The organism is Xanthomonas hyacinthi, from assembly GCF_009769165.1.
Lineage (GTDB): Bacteria > Pseudomonadota > Gammaproteobacteria > Xanthomonadales > Xanthomonadaceae > Xanthomonas_A > Xanthomonas_A hyacinthi.
Genome location: NZ_CP043476.1, coordinates 2,910,704 through 2,929,437, shown reverse-complemented (window position 1 = coordinate 2,929,437; position 18,734 = coordinate 2,910,704). Strand labels below are relative to the sequence as shown.

The window sequence follows — 18,734 nt, the reverse complement described above, 5'->3', positions numbered from 1 at the left end:
ACAGCGCAAGCGGCGCCATGTGGCGTCAACGGACAGATTCGGCAACCCAATGCGACGAATGCAGCCAGGCGTGGCGACGCCGACAAATTCTACCCTAGTCGTTGCCGCCGCCAACCGCGGCGAAGCACGACAGGCTCTCTCTGCGCCGACGCAATTCACATAAACGCTGCAAGATTACGCGCCGCTTGGCGCGTTTTTTTAGCCGCAGTTCAGGCTTTGGATTTGCGTGCGACGCTGAGCCCGATCAGCCGCGACACCACCAGCGCGATATACATCACCCCGGCGAACTGCTCGAGCATCAGCAGCGACCGCGCCAGCGGCAACACCGGCAGCACATCGCTGAGGCCGACCCCGGACAGCACGCTGAAACTCAGATACAGCAGTTCCATCCAGGTGCGCGGCGACTGCGTCGTCTGCGCGCCCATGAAACTGCCCGGCAGCCATTGCTGGCAGACCGAGAAGGCGAAGGCGAACGCCCAGGCCAGCAAGGTGAAGGTCGCGCCGGCCGCATACAGTTCGTCGCGGGTGACCTCGTGGTCCTGCAGCATGTAGGCGATCAGGCTGGCCGCGGTATAGAAATACAGCAGGCTTTCCAGCAGCTGCGCGAACGCGCCGAGTTCGGCGCTGTGGCGCAGCGCCGCGGCGATCGACAGCACCACCGACGGCACCGCCAGGCACCAGGCGATCCACAGCACCGACGGGCTGCGGTTGACCACCCACAACGCCAAGCCCAGCACCACGATGCCGAACGCGCCGAACAGCGCGCGCCCGGCGGCGGTGTCTTCCATCAGCGGATACAGCAGCACGCCCAGCAACTGCACGCCCAGCAGCAACGCGGACGGATGGCGACGCAAGGCGAGCGCGTAGCGGAGCATGCGGCATTCCGGAAGTGGCGTGCGCGCAGCATAGACAAGCGCACGCCACGGCGGCGGCATGATCCCGGGCCTATTCCTGCCGGTAGACCTCGGCGCCGGCGTCCAGGAACTGCGCGGACTTTTCGGCCATGCCCGCGTGCAGCGCGTCGGTCTCGCCGACGCCGTACTCGGCGGCGTAGTCGCGTACGTCTTGAGTAATCTTCATCGAGCAAAAGTGCGGCCCGCACATCGAGCAGAAATGCGCCAGCTTGTGCGCGTCCTTGGGCAGGGTCTCGTCGTGGAATTCCTTGGCCTTCTCCGGATCCAGGCCGAGATGGAACTGGTCGTCCCAGCGGAATTCGAAGCGCGCCTTGGACAGCGCGTTGTCGCGCACCTGCGCGCCGGGATGGCCCTTGGCCAGGTCGGCCGCGTGCGCGGCGATCTTGTAGGCCATGATGCCGTCGCGCACGTCCTGCCGGTTGGGCAGGCCCAGGTGTTCCTTGGGCGTCACGTAGCACAGCATCGCGGTGCCGAACCAGCCGATCATCGCCGCGCCGATCGCCGAGGTGATGTGGTCGTAGCCGGGCGCGATGTCGGTGGTCAGCGGCCCCAGCGTGTAGAACGGCGCCTCGCCGCATTCGCGCAGCTGCTTGTCCATGTTCTCCTTGATCAACTGCATCGGCACGTGGCCGGGGCCTTCGATCATGGTCTGCACGTCGTGCTTCCACGCGATTTTGGTCAGCTCGCCCAGCGTCTCCAGCTCGCCGAACTGCGCCGCGTCGTTGGCATCGGCGATGCAGCCCGGGCGCAGCCCGTCGCCCAGCGAGAAGGCCACGTCGTAGGCCTGCATGATCTCGCAGATGTCCTCGAAGTGGGTGTAGAGGAAGTTCTCCTGGTGGTGCGCCAGGCACCACTTGGCCAGGATCGAGCCGCCGCGCGAGACGATGCCGGTGACCCGCTTGGCGGTCAGCGGCACGTAGCGCAGCAGCACCCCGGCGTGGATGGTGAAGTAGTCCACGCCCTGCTCGGCCTGCTCGATCAGCGTGTCGCGGAAGATCTCCCAGGTCAGCTCCTCGGCGCGGCCATCGACCTTCTCCAGCGCCTGGTAGATCGGCACCGTGCCGATCGGCACCGGCGAATTGCGGATGATCCACTCGCGGGTCTCGTGGATGTGCTTGCCGGTGGACAGGTCCATCACCGTGTCGCCGCCCCAGCGGATCGACCACACCAGCTTCTCCACCTCCTCGGCGATGCCCGAGCTGAGCGCGCTGTTGCCGATGTTGGCGTTGATCTTGGTCAGGAAATTGCGGCCGATGATCATCGGCTCGCTTTCCGGATGGTTGATGTTGTTGGGCAGGATCGCGCGGCCGCGGGCGATCTCGGCGCGCACGAACTCCGGGGTGATGACGTGCTGGATGCTGGCGCCGAACGCCTCGCCGGGATGCTGCTGGCGCAGCAGCGCATCGCGCACCGCCTCCAGCCGCTGGTTCTCGCGGATCGCCACGAACTCCATCTCCGGGGTGACGATGCCGCGGCGCGCGTAGTGCATCTGGGTCACATTGGCGCCGGCCAGCGCGCGCCGCGGCAGGTGCCGGGCCGGGAAGCGCACCGGGTCCAGCCGCGCGTTGTGCTCGCGGCCGCGGCCGAAATCGGAACTGAGCTGGGCCAGCGCCGCGGTATCGCCGCGCTCTTCGATCCAGCGCGCGCGCAGCGGCGCCAGGCCGGCGCGCAGGTCGATGGCCGCGTCCGGATCGGTGTACGGGCCGGAGGCGTCGTAGACGGTGACCGGCGGATTGTCTTCGCCGCCGAACAGGGTCGGGGTGCGGGTCAGCTGGATCTCGCGCATCGGCACGCGCAGGTCGGCACGCGCGCCTTGCACGAAGATCTTGCGCGAACCGGGGATCGGCCGGGTCACCGACTCGGACAGGGTCTCGGCCTGCTGCAGCAACGGGCTGGGTACGGCATTCATCGGCATTCGTCCTATTTTGGAGAGCCCGCAACGGGTGCGGGCGGTTGCGAGCGAACTCGCATCACGGACGAAGCGGCGGCGCGGGCACGGCCCCGGCGCGAGAAGCGCACGGACCGGGCTTGCGAAGCTTCCCTACGCCGGTATCAACCGGATCAGGTTCGAAGGGACTGTCTCAACCGCGGCCTGCGCCGACGGTACCCCCGCTTCTGTGGCTATTAGACCCGTTTCTGCGGCGGTAGCCAACCGCGCGCAGCTGAATCGGCGCACAACCGGGTCCGCTTCTTGTCAGCGCCGGCACGCGCGCGCGGCATCGCGGCAAACCCCGGCGACATGCCGCGCCTAGCCTGGGTCCCATAAGAACGACGTCTCTCTCTCCCTGCCGCCGGCTCAACACCGGTGGCGTTTTTTTGTGCGGCGTTCGCCGCGGCGCTCATTCCAGCACGTAGGCCACGCGCAACCCGCCCCAGTGGCGGCCGCGCACATGCACCGGCACCGACAGGTCGAACAGGATCTGCCCGGTATCGCGCCGATACACCTGCAACAGATAGGGCCGGGTGTGACGGCCGACGCTGCGCCCGACCCGATCGGCGAACATGCGCTTGGTGCGATTGCCGACCAGGTCGCGGGCGCGGTCGCCGCTCAGCGGCTGGCTGAAGCGCAGGTTGTGGGTCGGCACGTAGCCGTCCGGGTTGGCGCAGATCGCGAACACGATCCACGGATGCGCGGCCAGCAGCGGTTCCTGCAGCGGCGGCAGCAGTTCGTCGCACAGCACATCGAAGGCGGTGCGGTACTTGGGCGGATCGATGCCTGCGATCGGCGTGTAATCGGTGGAGAACAGCGCGTCCTCGCCGATGCGGCCACGCGCGACCGCATCGGCCAGCGCCTGCCCGATCCTGCCCGCAGTCGCCGTCGCCAGTTCGCGGATGCGTGCGTGGCGCGGCTGCTGCATCGGGTCGGCCGGCAAGCGGAACAGGCCCACGCAGTCGTGCAGCGTGGCGCTGCCGGCGGCCAGCGCCACGCTGCGCTCGACCACGCGCGCGACATGCTCCAGGTTGCTGCGGCTGAGCCCGACCACGTGCGCGACCGCGCGATCGATGCCGCCGATCTCCTCGCCCTGCGCGGCGACGCGGGTGGCCACGGTTTCCATCGCCGCACTGGCGCGGCCGAGCAGCTGGCCGATGCCGCCGAGCACCTGCTCGGTGCGCTGCGCCGAGGCGGCGCTGTCGCTCAAGGCGCTGCCGGTCTCGCCGAGGATGCTGCGCACGTCGCGCGCGGCGGCGGCGGCGCGTTCGGCCAGGCGCCGGATCTCGCTGGCGACCACGGCGAAGCCGCGTCCGGCCGCGCCGGCATGCACCGCCTCGATGCTGGCGTTGATCGACAGGATGTTGGTCTGGAACGCGACCGCGTCGATCACCTCGATGACCTCGGTGGCGCGCGCCGAACGCCGCTCCACCTCGCGCATCGCCTGGCCCAGCGCGCGCGCCGCCTCCACGCCCTGGCGCGCGCTGTCGTCGGCGCTGGCCGCCACCGCGATCACCGCGCGCAGTTCCTGGTCCATCTCGCTCAGGCCCTGCAGCAAGCGCCGGGTGGTCGCCACCACCGTCTGCAGCGCGTCCATCTGGGTCTGCGACTGCTGCGCCAGCTCGTCGTTCCCGGCGACCACGTGCGGCACGTCGGCGGCGATCTGCAGCGACAGCGCCAGCGCCTGGCGGATCGCCTCGGCCAGGTTGCCGAACCCGGCCGACAGGCGCCGCCCGGGCATCGCTTCGGTCTCCTGCGCAGACAGCGGCGTGCTCAGGCCCAGGTCCAGGTCGCAGCCGGTCAGGCGCTCGCCGACCCGTTCCAGCAAGGCCTGCGCCGCCGCGCCGGCCTGCAGTTGCTGCGCCAGCACCTGCAGCGCCGGGCTGGTCGCGCCCTGCGCCTGCCCGGCGCCGAGTAGGGTGACGTCGCGCAGCAGCGCGGCGGTTTCCGGATGCGGCAGCGACAGCAGCCAGCCCTCGCCATCGCGATCGCGCTGGTAGCGCACGCACCGCGCCGGATCGTCCTGGGATGCCTGCCAGCTGCCCTCGACGCCGGCCAGCGCCGCCAGCGGCAGGCCCCACACCGCTTCGCTGGGTTCGCCGAGCAAGGCCTCCGCCGGCACCCCGAGCAGATCCAGCGCGGCGCGATTGGCGGCGCGCACCCGGCCGTGCGGGTCCAGCCGCAGCAGCGCCACCGGCGCATCCGGCAAGGCCGCGGCGTGTCCGGCATCGGTGCCGGGACTGTGTGTGAACAACGACATCGTCTTCCCCTCCAGGAATCCGCTGGAGGGGATATCGGCCGCCGCGGCGCGATCTGAGCATCCGCGTGCCCGCAGCGGGGCGGCATCGGCGCGCCGCTGCGCAGTCGCCGGCGGTCTGGCCGGCGTGGTGGCGTTCGGCGGCAGCGCAAGGATGGCCGGCCGCGACTCCGGTGACCTTGCCCCATGCCCCGCAACGGCGGCCTGGACCGCGGCTTCGGCTATATCGCCGGATTACCGAAGGTCCGCAACGGCCATTTCTACATGCGCCAGTACACGCCAGATTCCGGCCATTCTGCGCTCTACGACATCGATGCCGACAGCGCTACCCACCGCCTGATCGCCGACATCGGCAGGCCGGACATGGCGTTCGTCATCGACAACCAGGGCACGCCGCGCTTTGCCACCGGCGTGGACCCGCAGGACCAGCCGATCCTGCTGCGCGCCGATGACAACGGACACTGGTCGCCGATGGCCGAGGCGCTGCGCGTGCGCTGGCGACCATTCGCTTTTTCGCGCGACGGCACGCGCGTGTTCGGCTATCGCGCGGATGGCGGCCCGGCCAGCCTGGTCGTCAGCGACGCGAACGGCGCCGACCAGACGCTACTGGCCAGCGACGCGACCTACAGCGTCGACGACCTGCAGTGGACCAATCGGCCGGCCGAACCGTTCGCCGCCAGGCTCGGTCCGGGCAGGCCACGCATGCAGTTCTTCGCTGGGGGGCCGGAGGCAGAACTGTACAAGGCGCTGAGCGCGGCGTTGCCCGGGCGTTATGTCGACTTCATCGACTACAGCAGCGATGGCGATCGTGTCCTGCTGCGCCTGTACAGCGACCGCGACGCCGGCGGCTGGTATCTGTTCGACCGCAAAGAGACTGAGTACGGTCGCAACTACCTGCAACGGGTGATCGGACGCGACGATGCCGACCTGGTGGCGCATTCGCCGACGGCACTGGCGGGCAGAATCACCGTGCCGGTACTGCTGGTACATGGAGAGGAGGACCAGCGCGCGCCGTTCGCGCCGGCCAAGGCCATGCTTGCGGCATTGGAGAAAAGCGGAAATCGGCCGGAATGGATGGCCGTACCCAAGGAAGGACACGGCTTCTACAACGACGACAACAACATCGCATTCTACCGCCAGTTGGAAACGTTCCTGGCCCGCCACCTCGGCACTGCACCGGCATCCACCGCCTCATCCGGCGCCGCCCCGTAGCAGCGGAGCCGCTTCGTTGGGCCCCCCAACATGCCGCGGCAACTGGCTCTGGGTCGGTCCCGCGCAGAAGGGCAGCCGCCTGGGCAGCGGCTGCAACCAGTCGCCCCCAACCGCGATCACGCAGGCGGCAAAGGGTAGAACGCACATGGCCGCAGAGCGCTGGACTCAGTAGCCGGCGGCCTGGCCGTCCTTGCGGCTTTCCGAAGCGCCGTAGTACACGCCGCTGGCCGGGTCGCGCGCGATCGCCTGGTAACCGCCGTACGGGCCGTCGGCGAAGATCACGCGGTGGCCCTTGCGCATCAGCGCGCGGATCGTGTCGTAGGAAAAACCGGTCTCCAGGTTCAGTTCGCCGCCGTCGCGCATCGCCGTGGCCTGCCCGGTCGGCTCGGTGGACCCTTCGTGCTGGATCCGCGGCGCGTCGCCGGCCTCCTGCAGGTTCATGTGGAAATCGATCAGGTTCATCACGATCTGCACGTGGCCCTGCGGCTGCATCGCCCCGCCCATCACGCCGAAGCTCAGCCACGGCTTGCCGTCCTTGGTCACGAACGCCGGGATGATGGTCTGGAACGGGCGCTTGCCCGGCGCGTAGCCGTTGGGATGATCCTTGTTCAGCACGAACATCTCGCCGCGGTCCTGCAGGATGAAGCCCAGTCCCGGCGGCGCCATGCCGCTGCCCATGCCGCGGTAGTTGGACTGGATCAGCGACACCATCATGCCCTCGGCATCGGCCACGGTCAGGTAGATGGTGTCGCCCGCGTCCAGTTGCCTGGGCGTGCCCGGCTGTACTTCCTTCAGCGCCTTGTCCATCGAGATCAATGCGCGGCGCTGCGCGGCGTAGTCCTTGGAGACCAGCCTGGCCAATGGCGCCGGCTGGAACGCCGGATCGGCATAGAAGCGCGCGCGGTCGGCGAAGGCCAGTTTCTTGGCCTCGGTGAACAGATGGATGTGCTCGGCCGAGCCGAACGGGATCTTGGAGAAGTCGTAGCCCTCCAGGATGTTGAGCATCTGCAGCGCGGCGATGCCCTGGCTGTTGGGCGGCAGTTCCCACACGTCGTAGCCGCGGTAGTTGCTGCTGACCGGTTCGACCCATTCGCCATGGTGGCTGGCCAGGTCGTCGTAGCGCAGGAAGCCGCCGTTGGCCTTGAAATAGGCGTCGATGGTGCGCGCGATGGCGCCCTTGTAGAACGCGTCGCGGCCGCCGTCGGCGATCTGCTGCAGGGTGTTGGCCAGGTTCGGGTTCTTCCACAGCTCGCCCTTGCGCGGCGCATGGCCGTCGATGGTGAACTGCTCCTTGAAGCCGGGATACTGCGACAGGCGCAGCACCGAGCGGTCCCAGTAATAGGCGATGGTTTCGGCCACCGGGTGGCCCTCGCGTGCATAGCGGATCGCTGGCGCCAGGTTCTGCGCCATCGTGGTGCGCCCGAAGCGTTCGTGCAGCGCGAACCAGCCGTCCACCGCACCCGGCACCGACACCGGCAGCGGCCCGGTCGGCGGAATGTCCTTCAGCCCGCGGCGCTGGAACTCGGCCAAGGTCAGCGACCTGGGCGAGCGGCCCGAGCCGTTGTAGCCGTAGAGCCTGTGCGTCTTCGGATCCCACACGATCGCGAACAGGTCGCCGCCGACGCCATTGCCGGTCGGTTCCATCAGCCCGAGCGCGGCGTTGGCGGCGATCGCCGCGTCCACCGCCGAACCGCCCGCCTGCATCGTGTCCAGCGCGATCTGCGTGGCCAGCGGTTGCGAGGTGGCGGCCATCGCGTGCGGCGCGATCACTTCCGAACGCGTGGCGAACGGCTGGCCGCTGACGCGGTCGGCCGCAGCGGCGGGCGGCGGCAACAGCAAGGCGATCGTCATGAACGCCACGAAGCAGTTCAACGTAAACATGCGCAGGCCCCGGATCGGATTCGTTCCCAACCCTACCCGAGCAGGACCGGGCACGCAGCCGACGCCGCCGCACGGCCTGGCGGCGCGGCGCGATTTTCCGCGCAATCGGCCGCGCAGGTCCCGCAGCGGCGCACCGTTTCAGGCGTAACGATGCTGTACTGGTGCGGCTTTCGGCACATTCGCGGCGGCGCACCGGGCGCAGGGTTGACAGCCCCGCAAAAGCCATGTTTATCTCGCTGCATGTTGCATCGCCACACCAGCCCAAAGCCGACCCGCCTGCCCGCCGCGCCGCGCGCGGACGCCGCCGCGTCGCTCCTCGTACTCGTGCTTATTACCTCGCCCACGAGTGCGGGACGAACCGGCGTGTAAGCGACAAGCAGCCTGGATTCGATCAGACCCCGCACCGGCAACGGCGCGGGGTTTTTCATTTTAGTAACCGCGAAACGCACGCTTCCCTTCCTACCCACACCGTCCCAAGGAAATCCGCCCCATGACCAGTTCCGCCCAGTCCACCACCAAGATCGCCATCGTCGGCTACGGCAGCCAGGGCCGCGCGCACGCGCTGAACCTGCGCGAGTCCGGCTTCGACGTCACTGTCGGCCTGCGCGCGGGCGGCCCGACCGAAGCCAAGGCGCAGGCCGACGGCTTCGTGGTGAAGAGCCCCGCCGAAGCGGTCAAGGACGCCGACCTGGTCGCGGTGCTGACCCCGGACATGGTGCAGAAGAAGCTGTACGACGAGGTGCTGGCGCCGAACCTGAAGCAGGGCGCCTGCCTGCTGTTCGCGCACGGGCTGAACGTGCATTTCGACATGATCAAGCCGCGCGCCGACCTGGACGTGGTGCTGGTCGCGCCGAAGGGCCCGGGCGCGCTGGTGCGCCGCGAGTACGAGATCGGCCGCGGCGTGCCGTGCATCTGGGCGGTGTACCAGGACCGCAGCGGCAAGGCCGAGCAGTTCGCGCTCGAGTACGCCGCCGGCCTGGGCGGGGCGCGCGCCAACCTGATCAAGACCACCTTCAAGGAAGAGACCGAGACCGACCTGTTCGGCGAGCAGGCGGTGCTGTGCGGCGGCGCCTCGTCGCTGGTCCAGGCCGGCTTCGAAGTGCTGGTGGAAGCCGGCTACCAGCCGGAAATCGCCTACTACGAAGTGCTGCACGAACTGAAGCTGATCGTGGACCTGTTCTACGAAGGCGGCATCACCCGCATGCTCGAGTTCGTCTCCGAGACCGCGCAGTACGGCGACTACGTTAGCGGCCCGCGGGTCGTCGACGCGGCCACCAAGCAGCGCATGCGCGACGTGCTGACCGACATCCAGAACGGCACCTTCACCAAGAACTGGGTGGCCGAGTACGCAGCCGGGCTGCCGAACTACACCAAGTTCAAGCAGGCCGACCTGGAGCACCCGATCGAAGTGGTCGGCAAGCAGCTGCGCGCCAAGATGGTCTGGCTGAACGGCGACGCCGCGGCCGCCACGCCGGCCGCGACCGGCCAGCAAGCCGCGTAACCCGCGGCTCCCCCACCCGCTTCCACCGAAAGGTCGCCACCGTATGAACTCCTCCGCTCACGGCACGCCCCGCAACGGCGCGCGCTGGCTGACGCAGGCCCTGGAAGCCGAAGGCGTGGACACGCTGTTCGGCTATCCGGGCGGCACCATCATGCCGTTCTACGACGCGCTGGTAGACAGCCAGCTCAAGCACATCCTGGTCCGCCACGAGCAGGGCGCGGCGCTGGCCGCCAACGGCTACGCCCGCGCCAGCGGGCGGGTCGGGGTCTGCGTCGCCACGTCCGGCCCGGGCGCCTCCAACCTGGTCACCGGCATCGCCGATGCGATGCTGGACTCGGTGCCGATGATCTGCCTGACCGGGCAGGTCGCCACGCCGCTGCTGGGCACCGACGCGTTCCAGGAACTGGACGTGTTCGGGCTGACCCTGCCGATCGTCAAGCACAGCTTCCTGGTGCGCCGCGTGGACGACCTGCCGCAGGTGCTGCGCGACGCGTTCCGCATCGCCCGCGAAGGGCGTCCGGGGCCGGTGCTGATCGATCTGCCCAAGGACGTGCAGTTGGGCGATGCGTCGCACTTGCCGGACCACGTGCCGGCCGCGGTGCCGGCCCCGCCGGCGCCGCACGCCGCGGCCCTGGCCGAGGCGCTGGCGGCGATCGCCGGCGCCGACAAGCCGGTGATCTACGGCGGCGGCGGCATCGCCCTGGCCAATGCGGTGGATGCGTTCCGCCAGTTCGTCGACGCCACCCGCATCCCCACCGTGCTGACCCTGCGCGGGCTGGGCGCGCTGCCGCACGGGCATCCGCACTACCTGGGCATGCTCGGCATGCACGGCACCCGCGCCGCCAACATGGCGGTGCAGGAATCGGACCTGCTGATCGTGGTCGGCGCGCGCTTCGACGACCGCGCCACCGGCAAGCTGGCCGAGTTCGCCCCGTTCGCGCGGGTCATCCACCTGGATGCCGATGCCTGCGAGATCTCCAAGCTGCGCCATGCCGACATCGCCGTGCCCGGCGACGTGGCCGAAGCGCTGCGCGCGCTGAGCGCGGCCACCAGCACCTGCGAGGCCTGGCACGCGCGCTGCGTCGGCCATCGCGAGAAGTTCGGCGCCCGCTACGACGCGCCGGGTGAGGACATCTACGCGCCCGGCCTGCTGAAGCGGCTGAGCGAGCTGGCTCCGGCCGACACCGTGATCGCCTGCGACGTCGGCCAGCACCAGATGTGGGTGGCCCAGCATTGCCGCTTCAACCATCCGCGCAACCACCTGACCAGCGGCGCGCTGGGCACGATGGGCTTCGGCCTGCCGGCGGCGATGGGCGCGCAGTTCGCCTGCCCCGACCGCACCGTGGTGCTGGTCAGCGGCGACGGCAGTTTCATGATGAACGTGCAGGAGCTGGTCACCATCGCGCGCTGCAAGCTGCCGGTGAAGATCGTGCTGCTGGACAACAGTTCGCTGGGCATGGTGCGGCAGTGGCAGGAACTGTTCTTCGCCGAGCGCTACAGCGAGATCGACCTGTCCGACAACCCGGACTTCGCCGCGCTGGCGCAGGTGTTCGGCATCCCGGCCAAGCGCATCACCGCGCGCGGCCAGGTCGAGGACGGGCTGGCCGAACTGCTGGCGCAGCCGGGCCCGGCGCTGCTGCACGTGGCCATCGACGCGCGCGCCAACGTGTGGCCGCTGGTGCCGCCGAACACCGCCAACAGCACCATGCTGGAGAGCAACCCCGCGACCCAGCGCCAGGAGACCCCCCATGCGCTACCAGCTTGACCTGGTGCTGAAGCCGGCCGAAGGCGCGCTGCTGCGCGCGATCGGCATGGCCGAGCGGCGCGGCTTCGCGCCGCTGTCGATCGCCGGCGCGCCGGTGGCCGACGACGCCGGCCGCTGGCACCTGCAGATGGTCGTGGACGGCAATCGCCCCGGCGAGAGCCTGCGCCTGCAGATGGAAAAGGTGTACGACTGCGAGTCGGTGCGGGTCACTGCGCTGGACGTGGTGCCATGATGAGGCCGGGACGCGGGACGCGGGACGCGGGACGCGTGGGCTGCGTTGGCAGCTCACTGGTCTCGGGCTTCATGCCGGCCGTGCGGCAGCGCCGCGCGACGGTGCGGAGGCGCCGCGCGACGGTGCGGAGGCGCCGCGCGACGGTGCGGAGGCGCCTTCTTCCATGGAGGGGCCTTCTTCCAGTCCGCGATCTGCACTCCGAGTCCCGCGTCCCGCGTCCCGAGTCCCGGCCCCATGCCTGACGCCGGCCGCCCCGCCCCGCAGCAGGAGCCCGACGTAGGCGACGTCGCGGTCAGCGTCGCCGACGTGCTGGCCGCGCAGGCGCGGCTGCGCCGCTACCTGCCGCCGACGCCGGTGCATTACGCCGAGCGCTTCGGCGTGTGGCTGAAGCTGGAGAACCTGCAGCGCACCGGTTCCTACAAGGTGCGCGGCGCGCTGAACGCGCTGCTGGCCGGGCTGGAACGCGGCGACGAGCGCACCGTGATCTGCGCCTCGGCCGGCAACCATGCGCAGGGCGTGGCCTGGGCCGCGCACCGCCTGGGCGTGCAGGCGATCACGGTGATGCCGCATGGTGCGCCGCAGACCAAGATCGCCGGCGTCGCGCATTGGGGCGCCACCGTGCGCCAGCACGGCGACAGCTACGACGAGGCCTTCGCTTTCGCCCGCGAGCTGGCCGAGCAGAATGGCTACCGCTTCCTGTCCGCGTTCGACGACCCGGACGTGATCGCCGGCCAGGGCACGGTCGGCATCGAACTGGCCGCGCACGCCCCGGACGTGGTGATCGTGCCGATCGGCGGCGGCGGCCTGGCCGCCGGCGTGGCCCTGGCGCTGCGCTCGCAGGGCGTGCGCATCGTCGGTGCGCAGGTCGAGGGCGTGGACTCCATGGCACGGGCGATCCGCGGCGATATCCGCGCGCTCGACCCGGTGCCCACCCTGGCCGACGGTGTCAAGGTTAAAATCCCCGGGTTCATCACCCGCCGGCTGTGCGCCAGCCTGCTCGACGACGTGGTGATCGTGCGCGAGGCGGAACTGCGCGAAACGCTGGTCCGCCTGGCGCTGGAGGAGCACGTCATCGCCGAGGGCGCCGGCGCGCTGGCCCTGGCGGCCGGCCGCCGCGTCGCCGGCAAGCGCAAATGCGCAGTGGTGTCCGGTGGCAACATCGACGCCGGCGTGCTGGCGACGCTGCTGTCGGAGGTGCGCCCGCGCGCGCCGCGCAAGCCGCGCCGCCGCAACACCGAGCGACTTCGCAGCCAGCTCGCCGCCGTTCCGCCCGCCCCGCGCCGTCCCACGCCCCCGCTCTCCCATCCGCCAGCCACCGCCGCCGTAGAGGAAACCATCTGGTGAACACTTCTCCTTCTTCCCAGACCCGCCGCATCCGCATCTTCGACACCACCCTGCGCGACGGCGAGCAATCCCCCGGCTGCAGCATGACCCCGCCGCAGAAGCTGGTCATGGCGCGCGCCCTGGCCGAGCTGGGCGTGGACATCATCGAGACCGGCTTCCCGGCCAGCTCGCAGTCCGACCGCGAGGCGATGGCGCTGATCGGCCGCGAACTGCGCGAGCCGACCCTGGCGGTGCTGTCGCGCTGCCTGGCCACCGACATCGAGACCTCGGCGCGGGCGCTGGAGGCGGCGGCCAGGCCGCGCCTGCACGTATTCCTGTCGACCAGCCCGCTGCACCGCGAGCACAAGCTGCGGATGAGCCGCGAGCAGGTGCTGGAATCGGTGCGCAAGCACGTCTCGCTGGCGCGCCAGTACGTGGACGACGTGGAGTTCTCGGCCGAGGACGCCACCCGCACCGAGGAAGACTTCCTGGCCGAAGTGACCGCGGTGGCGATCGCCGCCGGCGCCACCACCATCAACCTGCCCGACACGGTCGGCTTCACCACCCCCGATGAGATCCGCGGCATGTTCGCGCGGCTGATCGCCAACGTGCCCGGCGCCGAGCGGGCGATCTTCAGCACCCACTGCCACAACGACCTGGGCCTGGCCGTGGCCAACTCGCTGGCCGCGGTGGAAGGCGGCGCGCGGCAGGTGGAATGCACCATCAACGGCATCGGCGAGCGCGCCGGCAACTGCGCGCTGGAAGAGATCGCGATGGCGCTGAAGGTGCGCAGCGGGTTCTACGAGATCGACACCGCGATCAACACCCAGCGCATCGTCGCCAGCTCGCAGCTGCTGCAGCGGCTGGTCGGCATGCCGGTGCAGCGCAACAAGGCGATCGTCGGCGGCAATGCCTTCGCCCACGAGTCGGGCATCCACCAGCACGGCATGCTGCGCCACCGCGGCACCTACGAGATCATGCGCCCGGAAGACGTGGGCTGGGAGTCCTCGCAGATGGTGCTGGGCCGCCACAGCGGCCGCGCCGCGGTCGAGCAGCGCCTGCGCGCGCTGGGCTACGTGCTGGAAGAGGCCGAACTGAACCTGGCCTTCGACGCGTTCAAGACGCTGTGCGAGCAGCAGCGCGTGGTCAACGACACCGACCTGCAGGCGATGATGCAGGACGCGCCGGAAAGCCAGGGCTACCGGCTGTCGTCAATGACCGTCAGCGACCGCGGCCAGCGCGCCAGCGCGCAGGTCGAGCTGTCCGATCCGGACGGCCAGCGGGTCAGCGAACGCGCCGAAGGCGACGGCCCGGTGGATGCGCTGTTCGCCGCGCTGGCCGCGGCCACCGGCGTGCAGCTGACCCTGGACAGCTACCAGGTGCACAGCGTCGGCATCGGCGCCGACGCGCGCGGCGAGGCCAACCTCAGCGTGCGCCACGGCGACACCGAATACGACGGCACCGGTACCAGCCGCGACATCATCGAGGCCAGCGCGCTGGCATGGCTGGACGTGGCCAACCGCGTGCTGCGCCAGCGCCTCGGCGCGCATGCCGGCGCCGCCAGCGCCGCGGCCTGAGCCGATGACCGCGAGCATGCTGCCCGCCGCTGGCCAGCGCTGGAACGCGCAGGGCTATGCCGCCGACGCCGGCTTCGTACCGGCGCTGGGCGCGCCGGCGCTGGACCTGCTGGCGCCACGGCCGGGCGAGCAGATCCTCGACCTGGGCTGCGGCGACGGCGTGCTGACCGCCAGGCTGGCCGCCAGCGGCGCCGACGTCCTCGGCGTGGACGCATCGCCCGAGCTGGTCGACGCCGCACGCGCACGCGGCCTGGACGCGCAGGTGCTGGACGGCCATGCGCTGGCGTTCGACCAGCGCTTCGATGCGGTGTTCAGCAACGCCGCGCTGCACTGGATGCGCGAGCCGGACCGGGTCCTGGCCGGCGTGCGCCGCGCGCTGCGCCCGGGCGGCCGCTTCGTCGGCGAATTCGGCGGCCACGGCAACGTGGCGGCGATCGTCACCGCGCTGCATGCGGCAATGCGCCTGCACGCTGCACCGGCGCTGGCGTTCGCCTGGTTTTTCCCCAGCGCCGAGGCCTATGCGCAGCGCCTGCAGGCGCACGGTTTCCAGGTGCTGCAGATCGCCCTGCTGCCGCGGCCCACGCCGCTGCCGACCGGCATGGCCGGCTGGCTGCGCACGTTCGCCGATCCGTTCCTGGTCGGCCTGAACGGCGCCACACGGCAGGACATACTCGGTACCGCCGTCGCGTTGTTGACGCCGACGCTGTGCGACGATCGCGGCCGCTGGAACGCCGACTACGTCCGCCTGCGCTTCCACGCCGTCTTGCCGGCCCAGGCCGACGCCTGACGCCCGCTCGTTCCAGACCCACGCAAGGTTATCGGCAATGAACCCAGTCCCCCGCACCCTGTACGACAAACTGTGGGACGCGCACATCGTCGTCCCCGAAAGCGGCACCGCCCCGGCGGTGCTGTACATCGACCTGCACCTGATCCACGAAGTGACCTCGCCGCAGGCGTTCACCGAACTGAAGGCGCGCGGCCTGGCGCCGCGCCGGCCCGACCGTACCAAGGCGACGATGGACCATTCCACGCCGACCCTGCCGCGCGGCGCCGACGGCAAGCTGCCGTACTACACCAAGGCCTCCGAAGCGCAGGTGGACATGCTCGCGCGCAACTGCGCCGACTACGGCATCGAGCTGTTCGACATGGCCTCGGACAACCGCGGCATCGTGCACGTGATCGCGCCCGAGCAGGGCTTCACCCAGCCCGGCATGACCATCGTCTGCGGCGACAGCCACACCTCCACCCACGGCGCGTTCGGCGCGCTGGCCTTCGGCATCGGCACCAGCGAGGTCGGCTACGTGCTGGCCACGCAATGCCTGCTGCAGCGCAAGGCCAAGACCATGTCGATCACCGTCGACGGGCCGCTGGCGCCGGGCGTCGGCGCCAAGGACGTGATCCTGCACATCATCGGCGTGATCGGGGTCAACGGCGGCACCGGCCACGTGCTCGAGTACCGCGGCTCCACCATCGAGGCGATGGACATGGAGCAGCGCATGACCCTGTGCAACATGTCGATCGAGGCCGGCGCACGCGCCGGCGGCATGATCGCCCCCGACCAGGTCACCTTCGACTGGATGGCCAAGACCCCGCGCGGACCCAAGGGCGCGGAGTTCGACGCCGCGGTGCAGCGCTGGTCGCAGCTGCGCAGCGATCCCGGCGCGCGCTTCGACGTGGACGTGCGCATCGACGCGCGCGACATCCGCCCGACCCTGACCTGGGGCACCCACCCGGGCACCGCGATCGCGGTGGACGTGCCGATTCCGGCGGCGCAGGACGCGGCCGCGCAGAAGGGCCTGGACTACATGCGCTTCGCATCCGGCCACGCCCTGATCGGCACCCCGGTGGACGTGGTGTTCGTCGGCTCGTGCACCAACGGCCGGCTCAGCGACATGCGCGAAGTGGCGCGGGTGCTGCGCGGCCGCCGCGTCGCACCGAACGTGCGCATGCTGGTGGTGCCGGGCTCGGAGATCGTCAAGCGCCAGGCCGAGGCCGAGGGCATCCACGACGTGGTGCGCGCCGCCGGCGCCGAATGGCGCGAGTCCGGCTGCTCGATGTGCATCGCGATGAACGGCGACCTGGTCGCGCCGGGGCAGCTGGCGGTGAGCACCAGCAACCGCAATTTCGAGGGCCGCCAGGGTCCCGGCTCGCGCACCCTGCTGGCGTCGCCGATGACCGCGGCCTGGGCCGCGGTGAACGGCAAGGTCAGCGACCCGCGCACGCTGTTCGCGGAGGTCGCGTGATGGTGCCGCACATCGCCGCGTTCGCGGCCACGCTGACCTTCATCGCCGCCACCACCCGCGCCTTCGCCCATCGCGGTAAGCCGCTGCTGCCGCCGCACGTGCCGACCGCGGCGCTGCCGCCGGCGACGCCGCCCGATGCAGCCGCGGCCGCCCCCGCCACCATGTCCCAGGAAGCCTGCTGATGGCCGGATTCGCCGCCCTCACCTCGGCCAGCGTGGTGCTGCGCCAGACCAATATCGACACCGACCAGATCATCCCGGCGCGGTTCCTGTCCACCACCGAGCGCGCCGGCCTCGGCCGCAACGCGTTCAACGACTGGCGCTGGCAGGCCGACGGCACGCCGAACCCGGCGTTCGCGTTCAACCAGGCGCACAACGCCGGCCGCCAGATCCTGCTGGCCGGGCGCAACTTCGGCTGCGGCTCCTCGCGCGAGCACGCGCCGTGGGCGCTGACCGACCTGGGCCTGCGCGCCATCGTCAGCAGCGAGATCGCCGACATCTTCCGCAGCAACAGCCTGAAGAACGGGCTGCTGCCGATCGTGCTGGACGAGGCCGACGTGCAGACCCTGATGCAGCGTCCGGACGACCCGTTGACCGTGGACGTGGCCGCACGCGAACTGCGCACGCCCGACGGCCGCGTCTATCCGTTCCCGCTCGACGAGTTCTCGCAGACCTGCCTGCTCGAAGGCGTCGACGAACTCGGCTACCTGCTGCTGCGCCAACCCGCCATCGAACAGTACGAGGCCTCCCATGCACGCTGACATCGTCGTCCTGCCCGGCGACGGCATCGGCCCCGAAGTCACCGCCGCCGCGGTCTCGGTGCTGCGCAGCATCGCCCGCCGCTACCAGCACACGTTCGAGTTCCACGAGCACGACATCGGCGGCATCGCCATCGACCGCCACGGCGAGCCGCTGCCGGCGGCGACACTGGCCGCCTGCCGGCAGGCCGACGCGGTGCTGCTGGGCGCGGTCGGCGGACCCAAGTGGTCCGATCCCAACGCCACGATCCGCCCCGAGCAAGGCCTGCTGGCGATCCGCCGCGGCCTGGGCCTGTTCGCCAACCTGCGCCCGGTCAAGCCGCACCCGGCGGCGCTGGACGCCTCGCCGATCAAGCCGCACCTGCTCACCGGCGTGGACATCGTGGTGGTGCGCGAGCTGACCGGCGGCATCTACTTCGGCGACAAGACCCGCAGCGCCACCGACGCCAGCGACCTGTGCCGCTACAGCGTCGAGGAGATCGAGCGGGTGCTGCGCAGCGCGTTCCGCCTGGCGCAGCAGCGCCGCAACCACGTCACCTCGGTGGACAAGGCCAATGTGCTGGAGACCTCGCGGCTGTGGCGCGACGTCGCCGCGCGCATCGGCCGCGACGAATTCCCGGAGGTGCGCCTGGAGCACCAGCTGGTCGATTCGATGGCGATGCACCTGCTGGCCAAGCCGCGCGAGTACGACGTGATCGTCACCGAGAACATGTTCGGCGACATCCTCACCGACGAGGCCTCGATGCTGGCCGGCTCGCTGGGCCTGCTGCCGTCGGCGTCGCTGGGCGAAGGCCGGATCGGCCTGTACGAGCCGATCCACGGCTCGGCCCCGGACATCGCCGGCAAGGGCATCGCCAACCCCTACGCCACCATCCTCAGCGCCGCGCTGCTGCTGCGCCATTCGCTGGGCCTGAACACCGAAGCCGAGGCGATCGAACAGGCCGTGGACGCCGCGCTCAACGCGCACGCCTTCACCGCCGACCTCGCCGCCCCGGGCCATGGCATTTCCACCAACGCGGCCGCGCGCGCGGTGGTGGAACAGTTGCAGGCGAACGGCAGCGTCGAGGAAGTGCGGGAGGCCGGGATTCGGGAGTAGGGATTGGCGGCAGCGGTCCGACCGCGCCTCGTGCGCAGCGCGGCGC

15 protein-coding genes and 1 riboswitch are annotated in these 18,734 nt (G+C 70.4%); of the genes, 11 read left to right on the top strand and 4 right to left on the bottom strand.

The features are described 5' to 3' along the window. Positions 1-209: 209 nt before the first annotated feature. From FZ025_RS12855 to FZ025_RS12845, 3 genes are all read right to left on the bottom strand, one after another. A complete protein-coding gene (locus tag FZ025_RS12855) occupies positions 210-875 on the bottom strand; it encodes an ion channel (RefSeq protein WP_046977954.1) in 666 nt (221 codons plus the stop codon). Between the two features lie 70 nt (positions 876-945). Then, on the bottom strand, positions 946-2,823 hold the full coding sequence (thiC, locus tag FZ025_RS12850) for a phosphomethylpyrimidine synthase ThiC (RefSeq protein WP_046977915.1): 1,878 nt from the start codon (positions 2,821-2,823) through the stop codon (positions 946-948). 111 nt (positions 2,824-2,934) lie between these two features. Beyond that, positions 2,935-3,035: riboswitch (TPP riboswitch) on the bottom strand. Between the two features lie 218 nt (positions 3,036-3,253). Further along, the gene (locus tag FZ025_RS12845; RefSeq protein ID WP_046977914.1) at positions 3,254-5,104 is read right to left on the bottom strand and encodes a methyl-accepting chemotaxis protein; all 1,851 of its coding nucleotides are present in this window, start codon (positions 5,102-5,104) and stop codon (positions 3,254-3,256) included. A 183-nt stretch (positions 5,105-5,287) separates the two neighbouring features. On the opposite strand from FZ025_RS12845, the gene FZ025_RS12840 reads away from it, so the two are divergent. Then, a complete protein-coding gene (locus FZ025_RS12840) occupies positions 5,288-6,313 on the top strand; it encodes an alpha/beta hydrolase family protein (RefSeq protein ID WP_046977913.1) in 1,026 nt (341 codons plus the stop codon). Positions 6,314-6,478: 165 nt separating this feature from the next. Here FZ025_RS12840 and ggt read toward each other — a convergent pair whose 3' ends face one another. After that, positions 6,479-8,164: a gamma-glutamyltransferase gene (gene ggt / locus FZ025_RS12835; protein WP_104558270.1), complete on the bottom strand. Its 1,686-nt coding sequence runs from the start codon at positions 8,162-8,164 to the stop codon at positions 6,479-6,481. A 520-nt stretch (positions 8,165-8,684) separates the two neighbouring features. Here ggt and ilvC point away from each other — a divergent pair. From ilvC to leuB, 10 genes are all read left to right on the top strand, one after another. Next, positions 8,685-9,695: a ketol-acid reductoisomerase gene (gene ilvC, locus FZ025_RS12830; RefSeq protein ID WP_046977911.1), complete on the top strand. Its 1,011-nt coding sequence runs from the start codon at positions 8,685-8,687 to the stop codon at positions 9,693-9,695. 43 nt (positions 9,696-9,738) lie between these two features. Then, on the top strand, positions 9,739-11,460 hold the full coding sequence (gene ilvG / locus FZ025_RS12825; protein WP_046977910.1) for an acetolactate synthase 2 catalytic subunit: 1,722 nt from the start codon (positions 9,739-9,741) through the stop codon (positions 11,458-11,460). Further along, on the top strand, positions 11,444-11,692 hold the full coding sequence (locus tag FZ025_RS12820) for an ACT domain-containing protein (protein ID WP_046977909.1): 249 nt from the start codon (positions 11,444-11,446) through the stop codon (positions 11,690-11,692). The genes ilvG and FZ025_RS12820 overlap by 17 nt, the downstream gene beginning before the upstream one ends. Before the next feature lie 234 nt (positions 11,693-11,926). Continuing rightward, positions 11,927-13,036 carry a threonine dehydratase gene (locus tag FZ025_RS12815; RefSeq protein ID WP_104558152.1) on the top strand — a complete coding sequence of 370 codons (1,110 nt, stop codon included), beginning with the start codon at positions 11,927-11,929 and terminating at the stop codon, positions 13,034-13,036. Next, positions 13,033-14,592 (top strand): 2-isopropylmalate synthase, encoded by a 1,560-nt coding sequence (locus FZ025_RS12810; RefSeq protein WP_104558150.1) that lies wholly within the window; start codon positions 13,033-13,035, stop codon positions 14,590-14,592. Before FZ025_RS12815 ends, FZ025_RS12810 begins: the two co-directional genes overlap by 4 nt. A gap of 4 nt (positions 14,593-14,596) precedes the next feature. After that, on the top strand, positions 14,597-15,379 hold the full coding sequence (locus FZ025_RS12805; protein WP_046980219.1) for a class I SAM-dependent methyltransferase: 783 nt from the start codon (positions 14,597-14,599) through the stop codon (positions 15,377-15,379). A 37-nt stretch (positions 15,380-15,416) separates the two neighbouring features. Continuing rightward, complete coding sequence (leuC, locus tag FZ025_RS12800; protein ID WP_158185567.1) at positions 15,417-16,835, top strand: 3-isopropylmalate dehydratase large subunit; 1,419 nt, start codon at positions 15,417-15,419, stop codon at positions 16,833-16,835. Further along, positions 16,835-17,017, top strand: coding sequence for a hypothetical protein (locus FZ025_RS12795; protein ID WP_046980206.1), 183 nt, complete (start codon positions 16,835-16,837; stop codon positions 17,015-17,017). The genes leuC and FZ025_RS12795 overlap by 1 nt, the downstream gene beginning before the upstream one ends. Then, complete coding sequence (gene leuD / locus FZ025_RS12790; protein ID WP_046980205.1) at positions 17,017-17,595, top strand: 3-isopropylmalate dehydratase small subunit; 579 nt, start codon at positions 17,017-17,019, stop codon at positions 17,593-17,595. The genes FZ025_RS12795 and leuD overlap by 1 nt, the downstream gene beginning before the upstream one ends. Further along, positions 17,585-18,688: a 3-isopropylmalate dehydrogenase gene (gene leuB, locus FZ025_RS12785; RefSeq protein ID WP_046980204.1), complete on the top strand. Its 1,104-nt coding sequence runs from the start codon at positions 17,585-17,587 to the stop codon at positions 18,686-18,688. Before leuD ends, leuB begins: the two co-directional genes overlap by 11 nt. Positions 18,689-18,734 lie beyond the last annotated feature (46 nt).